Annotated in this window: 11 protein-coding genes; 3 read left to right on the plus strand and 8 right to left on the minus strand. The window is 59.1% G+C overall.

Annotated features, from left to right (window positions below):
* Positions 1-42 precede the first annotated feature (42 nt).
* Positions 43-642, minus strand: a complete 600-nt coding sequence (locus V1279_RS31875; protein WP_334444285.1) for a c-type cytochrome — start codon at positions 640-642, stop codon at positions 43-45.
* A gap of 961 nt (positions 643-1,603) precedes the next feature.
* The gene (locus V1279_RS31880) at positions 1,604-2,296 is read right to left on the minus strand and encodes a tetratricopeptide repeat protein (protein WP_334444287.1); all 693 of its coding nucleotides are present in this window, start codon (positions 2,294-2,296) and stop codon (positions 1,604-1,606) included.
* A gap of 518 nt (positions 2,297-2,814) precedes the next feature.
* Here V1279_RS31880 and V1279_RS31885 point away from each other — a divergent pair.
* On the plus strand, positions 2,815-4,311 hold the full coding sequence (locus tag V1279_RS31885; protein WP_334444289.1) for a Do family serine endopeptidase: 1,497 nt from the start codon (positions 2,815-2,817) through the stop codon (positions 4,309-4,311).
* Positions 4,312-4,802: 491 nt separating this feature from the next.
* On the opposite strand, the gene V1279_RS31890 is transcribed toward V1279_RS31885, so the two are convergent.
* Positions 4,803-5,417, minus strand: a complete 615-nt coding sequence (locus tag V1279_RS31890) for a DUF502 domain-containing protein (protein ID WP_334444291.1) — start codon at positions 5,415-5,417, stop codon at positions 4,803-4,805.
* Between the two features lie 273 nt (positions 5,418-5,690).
* Positions 5,691-7,007 (minus strand): Spy/CpxP family protein refolding chaperone, encoded by a 1,317-nt coding sequence (locus tag V1279_RS31895; protein ID WP_334444293.1) that lies wholly within the window; start codon positions 7,005-7,007, stop codon positions 5,691-5,693.
* A gap of 1,767 nt (positions 7,008-8,774) precedes the next feature.
* On the opposite strand from V1279_RS31895, the gene V1279_RS31900 reads away from it, so the two are divergent.
* Both V1279_RS31900 and V1279_RS31905 read left to right on the plus strand, forming a co-directional pair.
* Positions 8,775-9,482 carry a mechanosensitive ion channel family protein gene (locus V1279_RS31900; RefSeq protein ID WP_334446652.1) on the plus strand — a complete coding sequence of 236 codons (708 nt, stop codon included), beginning with the start codon at positions 8,775-8,777 and terminating at the stop codon, positions 9,480-9,482.
* Positions 9,479-9,763: a hypothetical protein gene (locus V1279_RS31905; RefSeq protein WP_334444295.1), complete on the plus strand. Its 285-nt coding sequence runs from the start codon at positions 9,479-9,481 to the stop codon at positions 9,761-9,763. Before V1279_RS31900 ends, V1279_RS31905 begins: the two co-directional genes overlap by 4 nt.
* 4 nt (positions 9,764-9,767) lie before the next feature.
* On the opposite strand, the gene V1279_RS31910 is transcribed toward V1279_RS31905, so the two are convergent.
* The 4 genes from V1279_RS31910 to V1279_RS31925 form a co-directional block, all read right to left on the minus strand.
* The gene (locus V1279_RS31910) at positions 9,768-12,842 is read right to left on the minus strand and encodes an efflux RND transporter permease subunit (RefSeq protein WP_334444297.1); all 3,075 of its coding nucleotides are present in this window, start codon (positions 12,840-12,842) and stop codon (positions 9,768-9,770) included.
* 10 nt (positions 12,843-12,852) lie between these two features.
* Positions 12,853-13,899 (minus strand): efflux RND transporter periplasmic adaptor subunit, encoded by a 1,047-nt coding sequence (locus V1279_RS31915; RefSeq protein WP_334444299.1) that lies wholly within the window; start codon positions 13,897-13,899, stop codon positions 12,853-12,855.
* Positions 13,900-14,360: 461 nt separating this feature from the next.
* Positions 14,361-15,572, minus strand: coding sequence for an ABC transporter substrate-binding protein (locus V1279_RS31920; protein WP_442894926.1), 1,212 nt, complete (start codon positions 15,570-15,572; stop codon positions 14,361-14,363).
* Positions 15,573-15,648: 76 nt separating this feature from the next.
* Positions 15,649-16,467 (minus strand): Crp/Fnr family transcriptional regulator, encoded by an 819-nt coding sequence (locus V1279_RS31925; protein ID WP_334444303.1) that lies wholly within the window; start codon positions 16,465-16,467, stop codon positions 15,649-15,651.
* Positions 16,468-16,487 lie beyond the last annotated feature (20 nt).

A 16,487-nucleotide genomic window follows, 5' to 3' on the forward strand; every position in this document is an offset into this window, starting at 1 on the left:
GCGAGGCACCATCTGGGACGTCACCCCCGGCCTCGCATTCAATCAGTGTGCCTTGGGTGCTGTATCTTTGTCATTATTCTGAGTTTTTGCCGGAGACTCTGCCGTTTTGGGGAGTGACACCGGATTGTCTGCCAGCGTGTGAAGGTAATCGACAACGTCGGCCCGCTCGCTCGCGCGCGAAATGCCAGCGAATGTCATCGATGTGCCGGGGACATACCCACGCGGATCGGTCAGAAATTTGTCTAGCTCCTCAAACGTCCATTTTCCGCCCTTATCCTTCATCGCCGTCGAGTAGTTGAAACCATCCTCCGAGGCTCGTCGCCGGCCGACGATGCCCCAGAGATTAGGACCGACTCGGTTCGGACCGCCCCTTTCGAATGTGTGACACGCTGAACATTTCTTCGCGGCGCTCTTGCCTCGCTCGACGTTTGCTTTCGCCAGACGTTGTTCGATTGGCTCCGGCTCGGCGGGCTGTTCGACTTTGGCTTCGGGGGTCGTTGGCTCTTGTACCGCAATGTCATAGCCGGGCTTTGCCGGCTCGTCGGGCGCAAAGATCGCGTCTGTGCCGATATTGACCGCGAGCAAGAAGGTAGAAGTACCCAGGATTGCGCCGAGAATCTTGTTGATTTCAAAGGAATCCATCAGGTTGACTGTCCACGCAAATGTCCCTCCGCAGTCACGAACTCAAAGATGACTGCGACACATCAGTAGGCCGCACCTGCCATTCGTCATTATCAACATACGTTCCGCCCTGCGGTTTCTCGACAAAGTACGGCGGCGTACGTAGTCGCGTTTGCTGCTTTCCTCGATTACTTCCGACCGTCCGATAAAGTGGTGAACGTCACTTCCTAAGTGCGACCTTGATGATGCAATTGACCGATGTCGTCGTTAAGGCCGTCTTGGATGTCCATTGAGGACTCCAATAATTCCGTCTTCTGTACCGGCAATTGAGATCGGTATCTAGATCACGACAAATGACTGGTGCGACGAGTTCCGGCGCTCCGCTGCGACAGACATCAAGGTTAGGTACGGCATCGGACAATAGCTTCCGTTCTCTCGTGACGTGAGCGAGAAGATGGGAAGCCGCATTCATGGTCTGCCCGCAGGAATCATACTGTGCACGAACTCGTTTTCGAGCCGGAGAGAATTGATGCAATGACGTCCACGCTCGACATTGCGTGACGGGTGTCGAAGCATTCAGGCACCCCCTTGGCGAGTCTCCTGGCAGAACATGCGCGTCGCTCTTTCCCAAAGATAACAATCGAGCTTGCTCACGATAGAGAGGAAGACGAGGCGAGAATTTGCGCGGGAGCGCTCGCGCGCCTGATCGCTTCACAGTCAGCAATAAAGCGGTGGCGAGGCTCAGTGGAAGCTCGCGTGACACCCGTCGTGGACCGTACGCCATGACCGCCGCCGCCCATAAGGCTGGACATGGCAAGCGCATTTCTTGGACCTCGAGGGCTCGTGCGCGATCAAGCGCGCCTGGCACGAACCGGTCGTCTAGGGCCGGCTCGGCGTGCAGATCTACGAATAGTTCGTCCGTCTGTGCCGATTCGCGGTGGAGAGAAGGGAGAGTTGTCAGGAGCCACTCGAATGTTTGATCTCATGACAGCAGATTTGGCTGCTCCGGTACAGTCGTTTCGCGCTTGATCTCCGCAAGAATCTCTTTTGCGCGAGCGATCGCGACTTTTTGATCCTTTACGCTCAGGTCGTGAAGTAACGCATCGCGATCGCTCTTTGCGAAAGTGCTGCCCTCAAGCACAGCGACTTCCAACCACGCGTATGCCTCTATCGGATCTGCAACTACACCAAGACCAAGGCGGTACGTGCGACCTAGCAGCATCGCAGCGCGCGGGTCGCCGTGGTAGGCCGCTTCCTTCAGATAGATCTTTGCTTGCGAGAAATCAGGCGGTACGAGATTGCCGTGAAGGTAGATTTCCCCGAGCCTGAGCTCTGCAGCAACGACGTTCTGATTGGCGGCCATCTTGTAAAGCTCAATAGCCCTCCCCGGATCACGGGGGGTCTCCAATCCAAGCTCGGTCATGTACCCGAGCCAATATTGCGCATCGGGATTGTTCTTATCGGACAGCTGAGTGAAGACGCTGATTGCAAACTGATTGTCCTCCCGAATGGCCTCCTTAGCGCGTTCCAGCTGTGACTGACTTACCGCTGTGAAGCCGCGCCAACGCCATTCTTGGACCCCGAGACCAATTGCTACGCCGAAGACGGCAACAATCACGAGGGCGATAAGTAACGGACGCGGAACGCGTGGCTCACGAGGGTCAAGTGTCGTCATGCGAAGCTCCTCAGCGCCAAAGATGGACGGCGCGATTGGTCGGTACCAGGCAACAGATCGAGAGCAAGCATTATTCGTTGGACTGACTGATCCCATTTGTTTCGACGCCACCTATTTGGTGATAAAATTCTTTCGTTTCAACGTCACCCATGGGTCAGGCCGTGCAAGCGACCGCGCTGCTCTTGTTGGTACGGAGGCTCAATGCATTTTTCTTTCCCCGACATGCCGACCCGGTAGCCTGATCGCACTAAGCACACGGCGCTCCTGCGGATATGGAGCCTTCCCCCGAGCTGTGGATCGCGGCGCCGACACCATCAAGAATTTCCCGACTGGGTCTATTCTTGGTAGCGAAACTGCGACGAGCGCGCACCAATGTGCCGATTGCGAGGTTAGTCGGTCTGCCATCGTACCGAGTTCGTGATCTTTAGTGCTAGGCCCAACACCTATAGATCGCCATTTCCATTTGGGACGGTCGAACACCTTCAATGCACACTGTGCACACCCGGAGGAAACCAGCGATGATGCCAACACGTGCTTATCGGTTTGCGGTGGGTAGGATTGGAACGCTCGGGCAATCGAGCCTCCTTGCGGCAGCCCTGATTGGACTGGGCCTGCTGGTTGGTGGGTCCGGCACCTCACCTCAGCTGAACCTTCCAGGACTGATGACTCACGCCTATGCGACCGAAAGCACAAGGCCCCCGGGTTTCGCGGATATCGTGGAACGGGTGAAGCCGGCCGTGATCGCGGTCCGCGTCAAGGTGGAAAACAAGGTTGGGCCGGAGGCAGTGTTTCCATTCGATCCGGGATCACCTTTGGAGCGCTTCTTCCGCGAGTATGGCTTCCCGGAAGGAATACCGCGACATCGCTTTTCGAGGGCGCAGGGGTCGGGGTTCTTTATCTCGGCCGACGGATACGCTGTGACGAACAATCACGTGGTCAAAGGCACCAAATCGGTAGAGGTCGCCACGGATGATGGGAAAACCTATAGCGCCAAGGTGGTCGGGGCGGATGCGAAAACAGACATTGCCCTTCTCAAGGTCGAAGGACGCGAGAACTTTCCGTACGTTACATTTGCCGAAGGCGCTCCGCGAATTGGCGATTGGGTGATCGCGGTCGGCAACCCCTTTGGGCTGGGCGGCTCGGTGACGGCTGGCATCGTTTCCGCTCGCGGCCGAGATATTGGGGCCGGTCCCTACGACGACTTCATCCAGATCGATGCGCCAATTAACAAGGGCAATTCTGGCGGGCCGGCGTTCGACGCGAATGGGAGCGTCATTGGTGTTACGACCGCGATCTACTCACCGACCGGAGGATCTATCGGCATCGGTTTTGCCATTCCAGCGGACACAGCCCAGTCCGTGGTCGCGCAACTCAAGGACACAGGCTTCGTCACCCGCGGGTGGATCGGTGTCAGGATCCAATCGATCACGCCCGATATGGCCGACGCTCTGGGCATGAAGCAAGCGCGGGGGGTGCTGATTGTCCAACCTCAGCAGGGCAGGCCAGCGGCGGAGGCCGGTATCAAGGCGCGTGACGTGATCACTTCAGTAAACGGTCAAGACGTCAAAAATTCTCGCGACCTTGCGAAGAAGATTGCCGCGAGTCGTCCAGGCTCGAAGGTTGAGCTCGGGATCTTGCGGAATGGTGCCGAAAAGAAGATCTCCCTGACGGTCAGCGAGATGCCAAGCGAGCGGCAGGCAGGCCTGGGTTTCAAGGGGCCGTTGAGCGGAGGCGCAGCCCCCCTTGGACTCACCCTCGTGCCGGCGAGCAGTGTCGCGGGCGTCGGCGACCGCGGCGTGGTGGTGATCGACGTCAGTCCCGACGGCCCAGCGGTGGCCGCTGGTATCCGCTCAGGTGATGTGATCCTTGAAGTTGCAGGCGAAGCCGTGAACAGTCCTTCAGACGTGCGCCAAGAAGTACGCGACGCGGCTCAATCAGACAAGCGGCACGTGCTGATGCGCGTGAAATCCGGAGACGTCACTCGGTTTGTCGCATTAGCTCTTTCTGAGGGATGAAGCCTGATCTCCCCCTGCGATGGTCCGATCGACCCCGTGGCACCCGAGTTCGGAGGGCTAAGCTACTTATGGGAGGGTACGCGTTTTCGAGCTCGGTGTGGCGCTCATCCGAACGACTGCGCCGGCCGAGCAGCCTGGCAGCGCCGTTGCGTAGTGAGGTTCTCCACGGGAACTCAAAAGGAAGGTGATCTCTTGACGTTCGAAGGCTTGTTCAAATATCCGCTCGGGGACTGACGTTCGCGCTGATTAGGTGCGGATTGAGCGAGCTGCGCACGCGGCAGCCTTGTCGACAGCGATCGGGGACATCCGTTACTTCATTCTCGCTCGCACTGTTGACGATTTTCGTATCGATCGACTGCCAGCTGTTGGTTGGTTGCTGGAGCCTTCTGCGCAACCGCGCCAAGGTGCCGCATCCACATCGTGTTGATCCGTGACCGAAGCGCATCGGCACCGCTTGGTACTGAACTAACAGCCCGTCTGTCTTCCATTCATCAGGACCGCGCGACCGTCGGGATAACCTCGCGGGCAAGCACACCGAAGGAAAAGTAGAGCTTTATCAGCGCGTCCGCGTCCATGCTGGGAACGCGTATCACTGCGGCTTCCGGTACTAAAACCAGGCCACCCCAGGCGGGGAGAGGCGAAGTCGGCAGGTAGACCAACAAGCGTCGGTCGCCGCCAACATCGAAAACCTCGTTAGCAGCGAGCAAGGCTGGGACGTCCGCCCCTTGATCCCCTCCGAGGCGGCACATCACAACCGGCAGGCCGGCCAAGTCTGCTTTGCTGGCGGCAAAAAGACGAACGACTTGGGAAACGGGGCGATAGATGGATCGAAATAAAGGCACCGTCGCCAGCACGTCGTCTAGGGTCCGATCGAGTGCGCGTCGTGCCTCGATTCGCACGATAAGGCCAAGGAGCCAAAGGCTTGCAAGGGCGATGCAAGCACCGATGAGAAAGGCGATTAGCCCACGTTTCTGCCCGACGATTGCCGCGCCGCCACTCGTCAGCAGATCGCCGATCCACGTACCCGGACCGATTGTCGCTCCAACGGTACTGATGACCCAACTGATGATCAGGACGGTCAGCATAAATGGCAGCAGAACGAACATGCCAGTCAGCAGATTTCCAATGATACCTGTTCGCCAAAACTTTCCTAAGATCGAGTGCATTGTCGAGACCTCAAGCTTGGACAGGGACCAGGACGCTGTTAGTTCAGCAGCTGAACTACGGTATCATTGTTGACTACGAAGTCCTGTGCTCGGCGACCAAACGATTGCGCTCTGTTAATTCCAGTCATCGCGACCTACCAGGCGGAGCCGGGGCCGCCAGGGGTCAATCTGACGGTGGGGGAAAAGGCGTGAAACGCATGGCTGCGTTTTTACTCACGGGCGCCTGTGTCTCGCTTCGCTTCCAAGCGTGTTGAAGCGCGCTTTCTGCTCGCCGCTCAACGAAGCGTAGAACGTCTGGAGTGCCGGCTGCACTGTCCTGGCAGCGTCGACCATCGCCTTTAGCCGGCTCTCCATCGCCTCGAGCCGGCCGACCGGCGTCTGCGGAGTAACGTCGGGACAAGCGGATTGGAGCATATCAACTGCGCTCACCGTCGCTCCTCTCAATTCGTCGAGCGCCTTCTCCTGCGACCCCTGTGGCCGCACAACCTCCTCGATCCTTCCAATCGGCAGGTCTATCAGGCCTGGCTTGGGCTCGCCGCAACGGGAGGCTTCGTCTTGCGCCTGAGTCTGCCGGCCGGTGCTGGCGCGGCCCACCTCCGGCCCGAGCAGGTTGAAACGCGCCTTCTGCTCGTCGTCCAGCGAATTGTAGAACGCCTCGAGCGGCGGCCGCACAATACGGATGGCCTCAAGCGTCGCCTCAAGCCGCTCAATCATGACCTGCAAACGTCCGGTCGGCGTCATCGGAATGTCCGTGGGGCAGGCAGCCTTGAACGCCTCGGCTGCCTCCGCTGCCGCCGTCTTGAGGTGATCCAGAAGCTTTTCCTGCGCGGGATCCAGCCGAATAGCATTCTCGATGCGCTCGAACGGCCACGCCGTGACGACTTTGGCCGGCTCGCAGACCTGCGCAATCACCCGGGCGGCTCGGTCGCGGGACGCCCGGTCGCCAGGCGACGCACTCTTCAAACCGTCCGGGTACGGCGCGGCATATGTGGATTGAGAATAGGAACTGCCGTACGGCCAGAAGATTCCTTCGAAAATGTCGTCGTAGGCGTATGCCCAATAACCCTCGCTATAGGCATAAGGCCAGAACGTATAGTGGAAGATGTCAAAGTAGGCATACGGCCAGAAGACCGGTCCCACCCACGCTACGAAGTGAGCGTGATGCTTATGCCGCCAGGCGTGCCGTGCAGCGACCCCGGCCCGGCGCGCCTCTCTGGCCTGCTGCCGGGCTTCCTCGGCCTGCCGCCGGTCGGCGCGGAATTGCGCAGCGAAGCGCCCGCGAGCGGCCGCCTCCGGCGTTAGGGGAGCGGGCCGCCGCTCACGCGCTTCGAGTCGCTCCTGGCGCCGCTGTTCGCGCTGCTGCGCACGTTCCCGAAACAACTGCTCCCGTCGCTGCGCACCGTCCTGTCGCCGCTGCTCACGCTGCTCCAGCCGCTCCTTCCGCTCTGCGGCACGCTCCTGCTGGCGTTGCTCTCGTTGCGGCTCCGCCTGCCGCGCGCGCTCGCGGTCCTCTCGGCGGTCTGGCTGCACCGCGCGCTCCCGCCGTTTCTGCAACCGCTCCTCGGCCCGTTCCCGCCGGCGCTGCAGCCGATCCTCGGCCCTCTCCCGTCGGGGCTGCAACCGCTCTCGACGTTGCTGTTGAACGTTCTCATGCCGTTGCGGGCGCCGGACACGTTCCTGTCGGCGCTGTTGGCGGGCGCGCTGCTCGATCCGCGACCGAGGTTGCGCACGCATGTGCCGCTGAATTCGCTGTTGCCGTTGCAGTTTTTGGCGAACCTGCGGTGGCGCAGCCCGTCGGATGCTTGGTGCGGCGCGAGACGGCATGCCGCGCGGGGCAACGCGCGGAACCGGAGCAGCCCTCGGGACCACCCGGTGCGGTGCTGCCTGTCTTGGCATCGCTGCGCGAGGCGCGGGTGCGGCAGCTCCTGGACGATGCCCTCTCGGCTGTGCGTCCAAAGTCATGGGCATTGCCGTGAACACAAGAAGCCCGGTGACGAGGCAGGCGACGAACCTGATCATGATGAATTCCCGCGCGTCGCCCTTCAATGCAAACGCCCCCGGGACTCTTGCAGTTCCTTGCGCAACCAATGGGGCCTTCGAGACAGTACGGTATCGTACCGGGTCAATGGGCGCCGTTACAGGTTAGAGACGAAGCCGACTGACGCTATGCAGCCCAGAGGCGGACTTGTTCTCTAGTCGAGCGTCGCGACGTATCTAGTCGAATTCCGGTGCACTTTGCTTACGACGAGAGCCTTAACGCTGATTCGGGCCTCCAATATCTGGCATCCAGCAGTTTGCATCCTGTAGAGCATGCTCTCGTCAACGGCGAGGTCGACATCCTTAGTTTCGTCAGTGCGTCGTCACCGAAAACCTTCGTGACCGTAAACTCGCGTGGCCGCGCGCTTCGTTCCTCGACGGATGCTGGGAAACGCATCATCGTCTTCGCAAATGTTCATGGCTCTGTTTCGGTATTGGTACGCAACGAGACCAATTGGCCTCGCTTTCCGGGGGACTGCCGGTCCACACCAGGAAACGAACGCGGCGGTTCTTGCTTCTTCCTATATGTGTGTTTCTTGGACTGGGACTTTAGACCGGACGCGAATGATCGGGAATGATCTGCTGTCGCTGGCGTGCCCGCATCCCAAAAGCCAATTCATTGGCAAGTTGCGCGAACCGTGATGCAAGACTGGAGTGCGTCGATGGCTACCGTCATAAACTCGGTGCCAGCGTGGGTCATCGTCGCAGCAACGCTTCTGGCAGCCATCGTCGCCGGGCTGCTGGTTTATCGATTTCTATTTCTCACTCTTGAAAAGTGGCTCCGCAGTACCGAGAATTTTGCCTGGCTGCTGGTCCTGAAGAAGCTGCGGGCTCCATCCGCTCTTGGCACTGTCATTTTTTTCGCGACATCGCTGCTGCAACTTACCCCGATTAGCGGTGCGCTCCCCCGCTTTTCTCGCTCGCGTTCTGCAAGTCGCTGTCATTGCGCTACTTACGTGGATTGCGATCGTTATTATCGAAATCTTTGGTTCGGTGTATCTTCGTCATCTTCAAGTCAACGTGGAGAACAACCTTCTTGCGCGCAAGCACGCCACGCAAGTGCGAATATTGAAACGTGCCGCAGTCACCGTGACTGCCGTGATCGGCACCGGAGTTTCGACGCGGTTCGGCAATACGGAGTCAGCCTGTTCGCATCGGCGGGCGTGGCGGGACTTGCGGTAGGCCTCGCTGCGCGCCCCTTGCTGTCGAATCTGATCGCCGGCGTTCAAATTACCATGACACAGCCGATCCGAGTTCAGGATGTCATCATCGTGGGAGGGGGAATACGGCACCGTCGAGGAAATCACCTCAACCTACGTCGTGATACAGTTGTGGGACTGGCGCAGAATGGTTCTCCCCCTAAGCTACTTCATCGAAAAGCCGTTCCAAAACTGGACCAGCGAGAGTTCATCCATCATCGGCGCTGTCACCTTCAACGTCGACTATTCGACGGACGTCCCAACGATACGCTCGAAACTAAACGAGATAGTCGCCGCCAATCCGAGGTGGGACCGCCGCGTCGTCAGTCTTCAGGTTACCGACCCTACCGCGGAGACCATCCAGTTGCGAGCGCATGTGAGCGCTGCAACATCCGCCGCCGCATGGGACCTCAGATGTGAGGTCCCGGAAGAGCTCATCGAGTTCGTCAATACCAGGATGCCGGGATGCCTGCCGCGTCGTCGTCAGCAGGTAGTCCACCGTGAGGTCGTCGCCCCCGCCACCGATGTTGAGGCTCGGCAGTCGGAGAAGATGGGACTGGCAGCGAGTGCTCGCGCACGCAAGTTGGCGCGAAGCGAACATCGAGACCGAAGGTGCAGGCTCAGGGGAAGCCCTGACAACCCGGTGTTTTGCCTCCAAGGTCGACAAAGTATCAGCCGAAGCAAGCCCGCAACATCTCCCATCTCGGCCTCACGGCCGCTCCGACAAACGAAGTGGCGAGCTCCGGCGATAAAGGAGACAAAAGTGTGATCGTGACAACCGTCGATCCCGAGGGCGCGGACGCGGGTCACGGCTCGCAGTCCGGCAACATCGTCGGCGGCGCAGGAGACATCCGCAAGGCGCTCACGGAAGCGAAAAGCGACGGCAACACGACGTGCGGTAAAGGTGAAGACATCGCGGGCCACCAAGTTCGTCGCGATGCGGATTGGCTGGTAGCAGGAGGTGCTGCCTGTGCGCGTCGCCGGACGCGCCAAGCGGCAAGGCCTATAAGGGCGGGTTGTTCGATCCGGTCCCCTTTCCTTCAATGCTAGACTTTCAGACCGTCCTCACCGCACCGGGGGCGCCCTGCTCCACCCGGCGGGAATGATCGGATGCTATCAACAGATAGACCGCCGGAACCACGAACAGCGTAAACAGTGTTCCGATCGAAAGTCCGCTCGCGATCACGAGTCCCATGTTGAACCGCGATACGGCGCCGGCGCCGCTTGCGGTGATCAGCGGCACAACCCCGAGCACCATCGCCGCGGTCGTCATTAAAATCGGACGCAACCTGATACCGGAGGCCTGCTCGATAGCCTCACGCTTGGAGACGCCGCTGCGCTGCAGCTCGTTGGCGAATTCGACGATCAGAATCGCATGCTTGCTGATCAGCCCCATCAGGGTCACCAGGCCAACATTGGTGTAGATGTTTAGCGATGCGCCGCCGACGCCAAGGTTCACGAAGATCAGCGCGCCCGCGATCGACATCGGCACCGAGACCAATATGATGCACGGATCGCGGAAGCTTTCGAACAGCGCAGCAAGCGAGAGGAAGATAATGACAAGCGCGAATCCGAAGATAGCAAGGAACCCGGAGGATTCCTGGATGTATTGCCGCGACAGCCCGCTGTAATCAGCAGTGTAGCCCTGAGGCAAGGTTTTGGCGGCCAGGTTGATGAGGAAATCCAGCGCGTCGGCATGCGCCACGCCGGGCGCTGCAACGCCCTGGATCGTGGCGCTGTTGAGTTGCTGGAAGTGATTGAGTGTCTCCGGTACCGTTTTGGCGGTGATGTGTGCAATCGTCGACAGAGGCACCGGAACGCCGGAGACGTTAGCGACATAATAATTGAGCAGCTGATCGGTGTTCAGGCGAAATCGCCGTTGAACTTGGGGGATCACCTTGTAGGAACGCTGATCGAGGCTGAAATAGTTCACATACCCACCGCCCAGCATCGCCGCCATGGCGTTGCCGACATCGCTCATATTGAGCCCGAGTTGCGCGGCCTTGTCGCGATCGATCTCGACCACCGCTTGCGGGCTGTCGATCTTCAGATCCGTATCGAGGAAGATGAACATGCCACTGTCGAGCGCGGCCCTAAGGAAGCGCTGGGCGACATCATTGAGCCTGTCGAATGAATCGGTGGTCTTGATCACAAACTGTACCGGCAAGCCCTGGCTGCCCGGCAGCGGCGGGAGCTGAAACGCGGCAATGCGAGCGCCAGCGACCCGGTCGAGCTGGCGTTGAACGATCGGCTGGAGCTGGTTGCTGGTTCTCTTGCGTTCGTCCCATGGTTTCAGCACCATGCCCGCGACCACGTTGGCGGGGGAGTTGATCTGGAAGACGTGATCGGTCTCCGGAAATCCTTTCATGATCCGGTAAACCTGCTGGGCATAGAGCACCTTCTGTTGCAACGTGGCGTTTGGCGCTAGCGTCGACGACGCGATAACGACGCCTTGATCTTCCTGCGGTGCGAGCTCGCTTTTGGCGCCAGCATAGAGGAAATAGATGCTGGACAGCACCAGCGATGCGAAGACCGCCGTTACGGGGATAAAGTCTAGGCTGCTGTGCAGCCACCTCATGTAAAAGCGCCGTAGTAGCTCGAAGCGATAGTCGATAAGGACGACGAGGCGTTCCTGCCAGCCTTGCGCCGTGCCGTGGCCCTTGAGCAGGCGCGAACTCATCATCGGCGACAAGGTGAGCGCGACGACTGCCGATATGGTCACGGCGCCGACCAGGGTGAATGCGAATTCGTTGAACAGCGCGCCGGTCAGGCCGCCCTGGAACGCGATCGGGACATAGACCGCGACCAGGACGATCGTCATTGCGATGATCGGACGCCCGAGTTCTCGCGCACCCTCGATCGCCGCGACAACCGGCGTCTTTCCTTCCTCAAGATGACGGTTGACGTTCTCGACGACGATGATGGCGTCATCAACTACGAGGCCGATGGCAAGCACCAGTGCTAGTAGAGTCAGGAGATTGATCGAGAAGCCGAGCACCAGCATCATCGTGAAGGCGCCGACCAATGACAGCGGGATCGCGACCATTGGGATGACGACGGAACGCGCAGATCCCAGAAACAGGAACACGACCAAATTGACGATCAGCAGCGCCTCGACCAGCGTCCACACCACGTCGCGAATTGCGGCATGCACGAAATCCGTCGAATCGTAAACGATCCGGCCGTGCAGGCCATTCGGCAGTGCTGCATGGATGGCCGGGAATATCTTGTGTATGCCAGCGATAACGTCGAGCAGATTGGCCGTCGGCGCCACCTGGATGCCGATATAGACCGCGGACTTGCCGTCGAAGGCGACTTGGGTTTCGTAACTTTCCGCGCCGAGCGAGACGTCCGCTACGTCCTTCAGCCGCACGATCGCGCCGCCCACCTGCTTAACGATCAGATTGGCAAATTCGCTTTCAGTGTGCAGGCCGGTCGACGCGGTCAGATTGACCTCCACCATTTGGCCCTTGGTGGTGCCGATTCCAGAGATATAGTTGTTTTGGGTCAGCGCCGCGGAAACGTCGGCGGCACTGAGGCCGTAGGCGGCGAGCTTCTCTGGGTCGAGCCACGCGCGCAACGCAAAGTTCTGCGCACCCAGAATCTCTGCGGTCTGCACCCCCGGTACAGTCTGTAGCTTCGGCTGCACGACGCGGGTGAGATAGTCGGTGATCTGGTTCCGGGCCAGCACTTCGCTATCGAAGCCAAGATACATGGCGTCCACGGTCTGGCCGATCTGCACCGTCAAGACCGGTTGCTGCGATCTTGAGGGAAGCTGGTTCAACACCGAATTGACTTTGGTGTTGATTTCCGTCAGCGCCTTGGCGGCATCGTAGTTCATCCGCAGGTTGAGAGTTATCGAAGAGACACCGCTCGCGCTTTTCGAGGCCATGTAGTCGATACCGTTCACCTGCGCGATCGCATTCTCGAGCGGCGTGGTGATGAATCCCGCGATCACGCCGGGATCAGCGCCGTAATAGGTCGTGGTGACGGTTACGACGGCGTTCTGCGTGCGCGGATACTGCAGCACCGGCAACGAACCCATGGCGCGCAGGCCGAGTGCAAGGATCATCAGACTAACGACAGTTGCGAGAACCGGTCGACGAATGAAAAGCTCGGTGAAGTTCATTGCAGTCCCTTCACTCTTCCGAGACTTGCGGGTTCGCGCTGAAGGGTACGGGAATTTCGTTGTTGGTCCGAACGGGCGACCCGTTGTGGAGCTTGTTCTGCCCAGCTGTGACCACGACATCGCCGGGCTTGATTCCCTCCAGCACCGCGACCTGGTCGCCGCGCGTCTGACCCGTCTTCACGAAGACCTGGCGCGCGACCTCCTGCTCGCCTCCGCCCTCGTCCTTTCCTGCATTCTCAACCACGTAGGTGATGCTGCCATAAGAGTTATAGTAGATCGCAGTTTTCGGCAGGGTCACGTAGCGCTTTGGCTCGCCAATGTCGATGTCGACGGTTGCGAACATTCCCGGCAATAGCCTTTCGTCGGGATTGTTAAATGTCGCGCGGATCTGGACATTGCGGCTCGCCTCATCGACGAGCGGATTGATTGCCAGGATCTCGCCGGTGAACTTCAACTTGGGATAGGTGTCGACCTCGGCGATGACGGCCTGCCCGACCCTGACCTTCGCCAGCGCCTGCTGCGGCAGGTAGAAATCGACGAAAATCCGCTCAAGCTGCTGCAGCGTCACGATCGGCGTGCCTGGCGCGATATATTGGCCGAGATCGATCTGTCGGATGCCAAGCCGGCCGGAGAAAGGGGCCCTGATCGATTTGTAACTGACCAGCGCCTGCTGTTGCGCCACCTGCGCCTGATTGTTCTTGAGCGTCGCCAGGGCGTTATCGACGGTCTGCTGGCTGATGGCCTCGGTCTTTAGCAACTTGCTGTCGCGGTCATAGTTGAGCTGCGCTAGCGCCGCCGTCGCCTGGAAAGCGTGCAGACGGGCGACATCGTCGGCATCTTCCAGTTCGACGAGCAGCGCTCCCTTCTCGACTCTTCCGCCGGACTCGAAGTGGATCGATTTGACCATTCCGGCGACCTGCGCACTAAGGTCGGCCCCCTTCGCCGCCCGGGTACTGCCCACAGCCTCCAGGCGATCCTGCCACTGCTGCGTGGTGGCCGTGATCGTGGACACCGTCTGCGGCGGGTTCCGCAGACCCTCGATTGCTTTCTGGATCATTCTCGCCCTGAAAGCTTCAAACCCAAAGATCGCCGCAAAAACCACGCCGACAGCGACCAACATTATGGCCATACGTCGAAACATCCGGGGGCCCCGGCTCTTATAAGATACACCCAATAACGCGCGCGCTACCTGGCGGTCTCACTCTTTCGAGATGTTGATTGGGGAATTGATTCCTTCTCAAGGAGAGTTGAGTTTCTTGCGGCGCGCCCTCGCCTTGAATTTCATTTCTCGCGTCGCCCTAGGACGCCTCTCCCCCTCACCTTCGCTTTAATTTGGAGGCGATCTCGATCAAGAATCGAGTCCGCAAGAAACAAGTGCAAGACGCACGCATTGCGCCGACTTCGCGACAATCGCAGCATGCGACGTTCGGAGGTCTGCCCGCGGTGACGAGCCAAGCGAGCGGGATCGACAAATTAGCCCTCCGCTACACTCTCGCGCGGAGAGTTACTCCATGAGTGCTATGAGCTGGCCTCAGCGTTCATGACCGGTCCGAACAACTCCCAGGATTTCCCGTTAAACCGCATCATCTGTAACTGCTCAATTGGCGCAAAGTCCGAAGTGCTGGTGTTGATCTTGATTCCGGGCAACAGCAATCCGGGATCGAAGTCCTTCAGGTTGGCGGCCTGCTTCATAACGTTTTCGCGCGTCAGATTGTCACCGCACATGTCGAGGACATGAACAAGCGTCCGCGCCACCGAATAGCCGACTGCCACGCCTGCATCGGATCTGTCGGCGTCCGGCATATATTTGTCGAGGAATGCCGCCCATTCCTTGGAATCCGGTTCGCTCATCCACCTGGGATCCGTTTCGTCCTTCATGTACGCGGCCGAGATGATCCCCTTGGCATTTTCAAATCCGGCGGGCTTCAGAACCGCGCCGATCGATGCACTTACGTTGTTGAGAATGAAGAGCGGATCCCAACCGAGCTGGCGCACCTCTAGGATCGTCTGCGCGGCGAATTTGGGCGTCGCGACGGTGAACAGAACGTCGGCTCCGCTGGCCTGCAGGTTCACGATGTGAGACGATATCGTTGGTTCTGATACATCGTAGCTGTCCTTGGCCACGATCATACCTGCTTTGTTCCCCAACCCGTCAACCAGACCTTTCAGGTAATCCCTTCCGTAGTCGTCGTTCTGATACAGGACGGCGATTTTCGCGTTTGGTTTGTGTTCGAGGATGTAGCGGGCGTAGATCCTTGCTTCGGTCTGGTAGTTCGGCTGCCAGCCCATGGTCCACGGAAAGTCCTTTGGATCCGCCCATTTCGTGGCTCCGGTAGCGACGAACAATTGCGGTACCTCCTTCCGGTTCATGTAATGGTGAATGGCTGTGTTGGTTGGCGTGCCAAGCGAATTAAAGATCAGCAAGACACCGTCGCTCTCAACCAATTTTCTGGCTTGTTCGACGGTCTTTGGGGGACTGTACGAGTCATCGTACGATATAAAGTTGACCTTCCGACCGTTGATGCCGCCTTCGTCGTTGATCTTCCGGAAATACGCAGCTTCGGTGCGCCCGATAACGCTATAGGCGGACGCAGGCCCGCTGTAGGGCATGATATTGCCGATCTTGATCTCAGTGTCGGACGCGCCGGTGTCATACTTCTTTTGTGCGGTGGCCGCTCCAATGGACGAGACCAGGGCCATTGCCGCAATTAGAGCGGTCGCACTTCGCATACTGACTTTCATGTCATGCTCCTTGCATACGTTTTCCGACTGAAGAAGGCCCTGCCTGAGAAGCGACTTTTGTCCTTTACGAATGAGCGATTCGGATCGCGGGAGGCAAATTGAGCGAACGATCGTGAGCGGATTGGATTACATGATAGCAATTGCAAGATACCGCTTCGAGGCGTCTCTCGTCGACGATAACGGTCCTTCCTCGGCCCCGCCGGATCATGCCGGCGTGCTCCATCGCACCCATGGTCGTCGTGATTCCAGCGCGGCGTACGGCCAATGCCTGCGCCATCGCGCGATGCGTCAGAGCGATCTCATTTGAACCAAATCTGTCCTTGGCTACCAGCAGCCATCTTGCGAGGCGCTGTGTCAGGTTATGCCGCGAATTGCACGCAATCAGCTGGGAGCTGTGTATCAGCGTGGCCTGCACGTATCCCAAAAGCAGCTTTTCAATCTCGACGTTCGTCTTGACGAGATGGACGAGGTCCTCGGCTGGCAGGCGCAACGCTTGTCCCGCCACCTGCACTGTGCAGCGATGCGGAGAAACCCGCATTCCAAGAATTAGGGGTATGCCGACGAAATCCTTTCTGCCCAATGTATGAATCTCAACGGGCGGGCAGTCCCCCGCTCGGGCAGTGAGGGAGGCGGCACCCGACTCGATGAAATAGGCAAACCGCAATTCAGCCCCCCGCTCCTGCAGCATTTGTCGCTGGAACAGGCGGACCGTCTCGCAACGATCGAGCAGTTGGTGACGCGATTGCGACGACAGGCGTCCGACGAGATCGTTAGCAATTAAGCAACCGGGCCCGCCTGTCCATGCGCGAGGTGCTCTCAATGCAGTTTCGACCCCATCTGAGTGCCTCGTTCTTGCTTCTGCCGTTTGATCGGGCCTAAGCATAACTATCTCCTGGATAATGG

It is taken from the genome of Bradyrhizobium sp. AZCC 1610, from assembly GCF_036924515.1.
Lineage (GTDB): Bacteria > Pseudomonadota > Alphaproteobacteria > Rhizobiales > Xanthobacteraceae > Bradyrhizobium.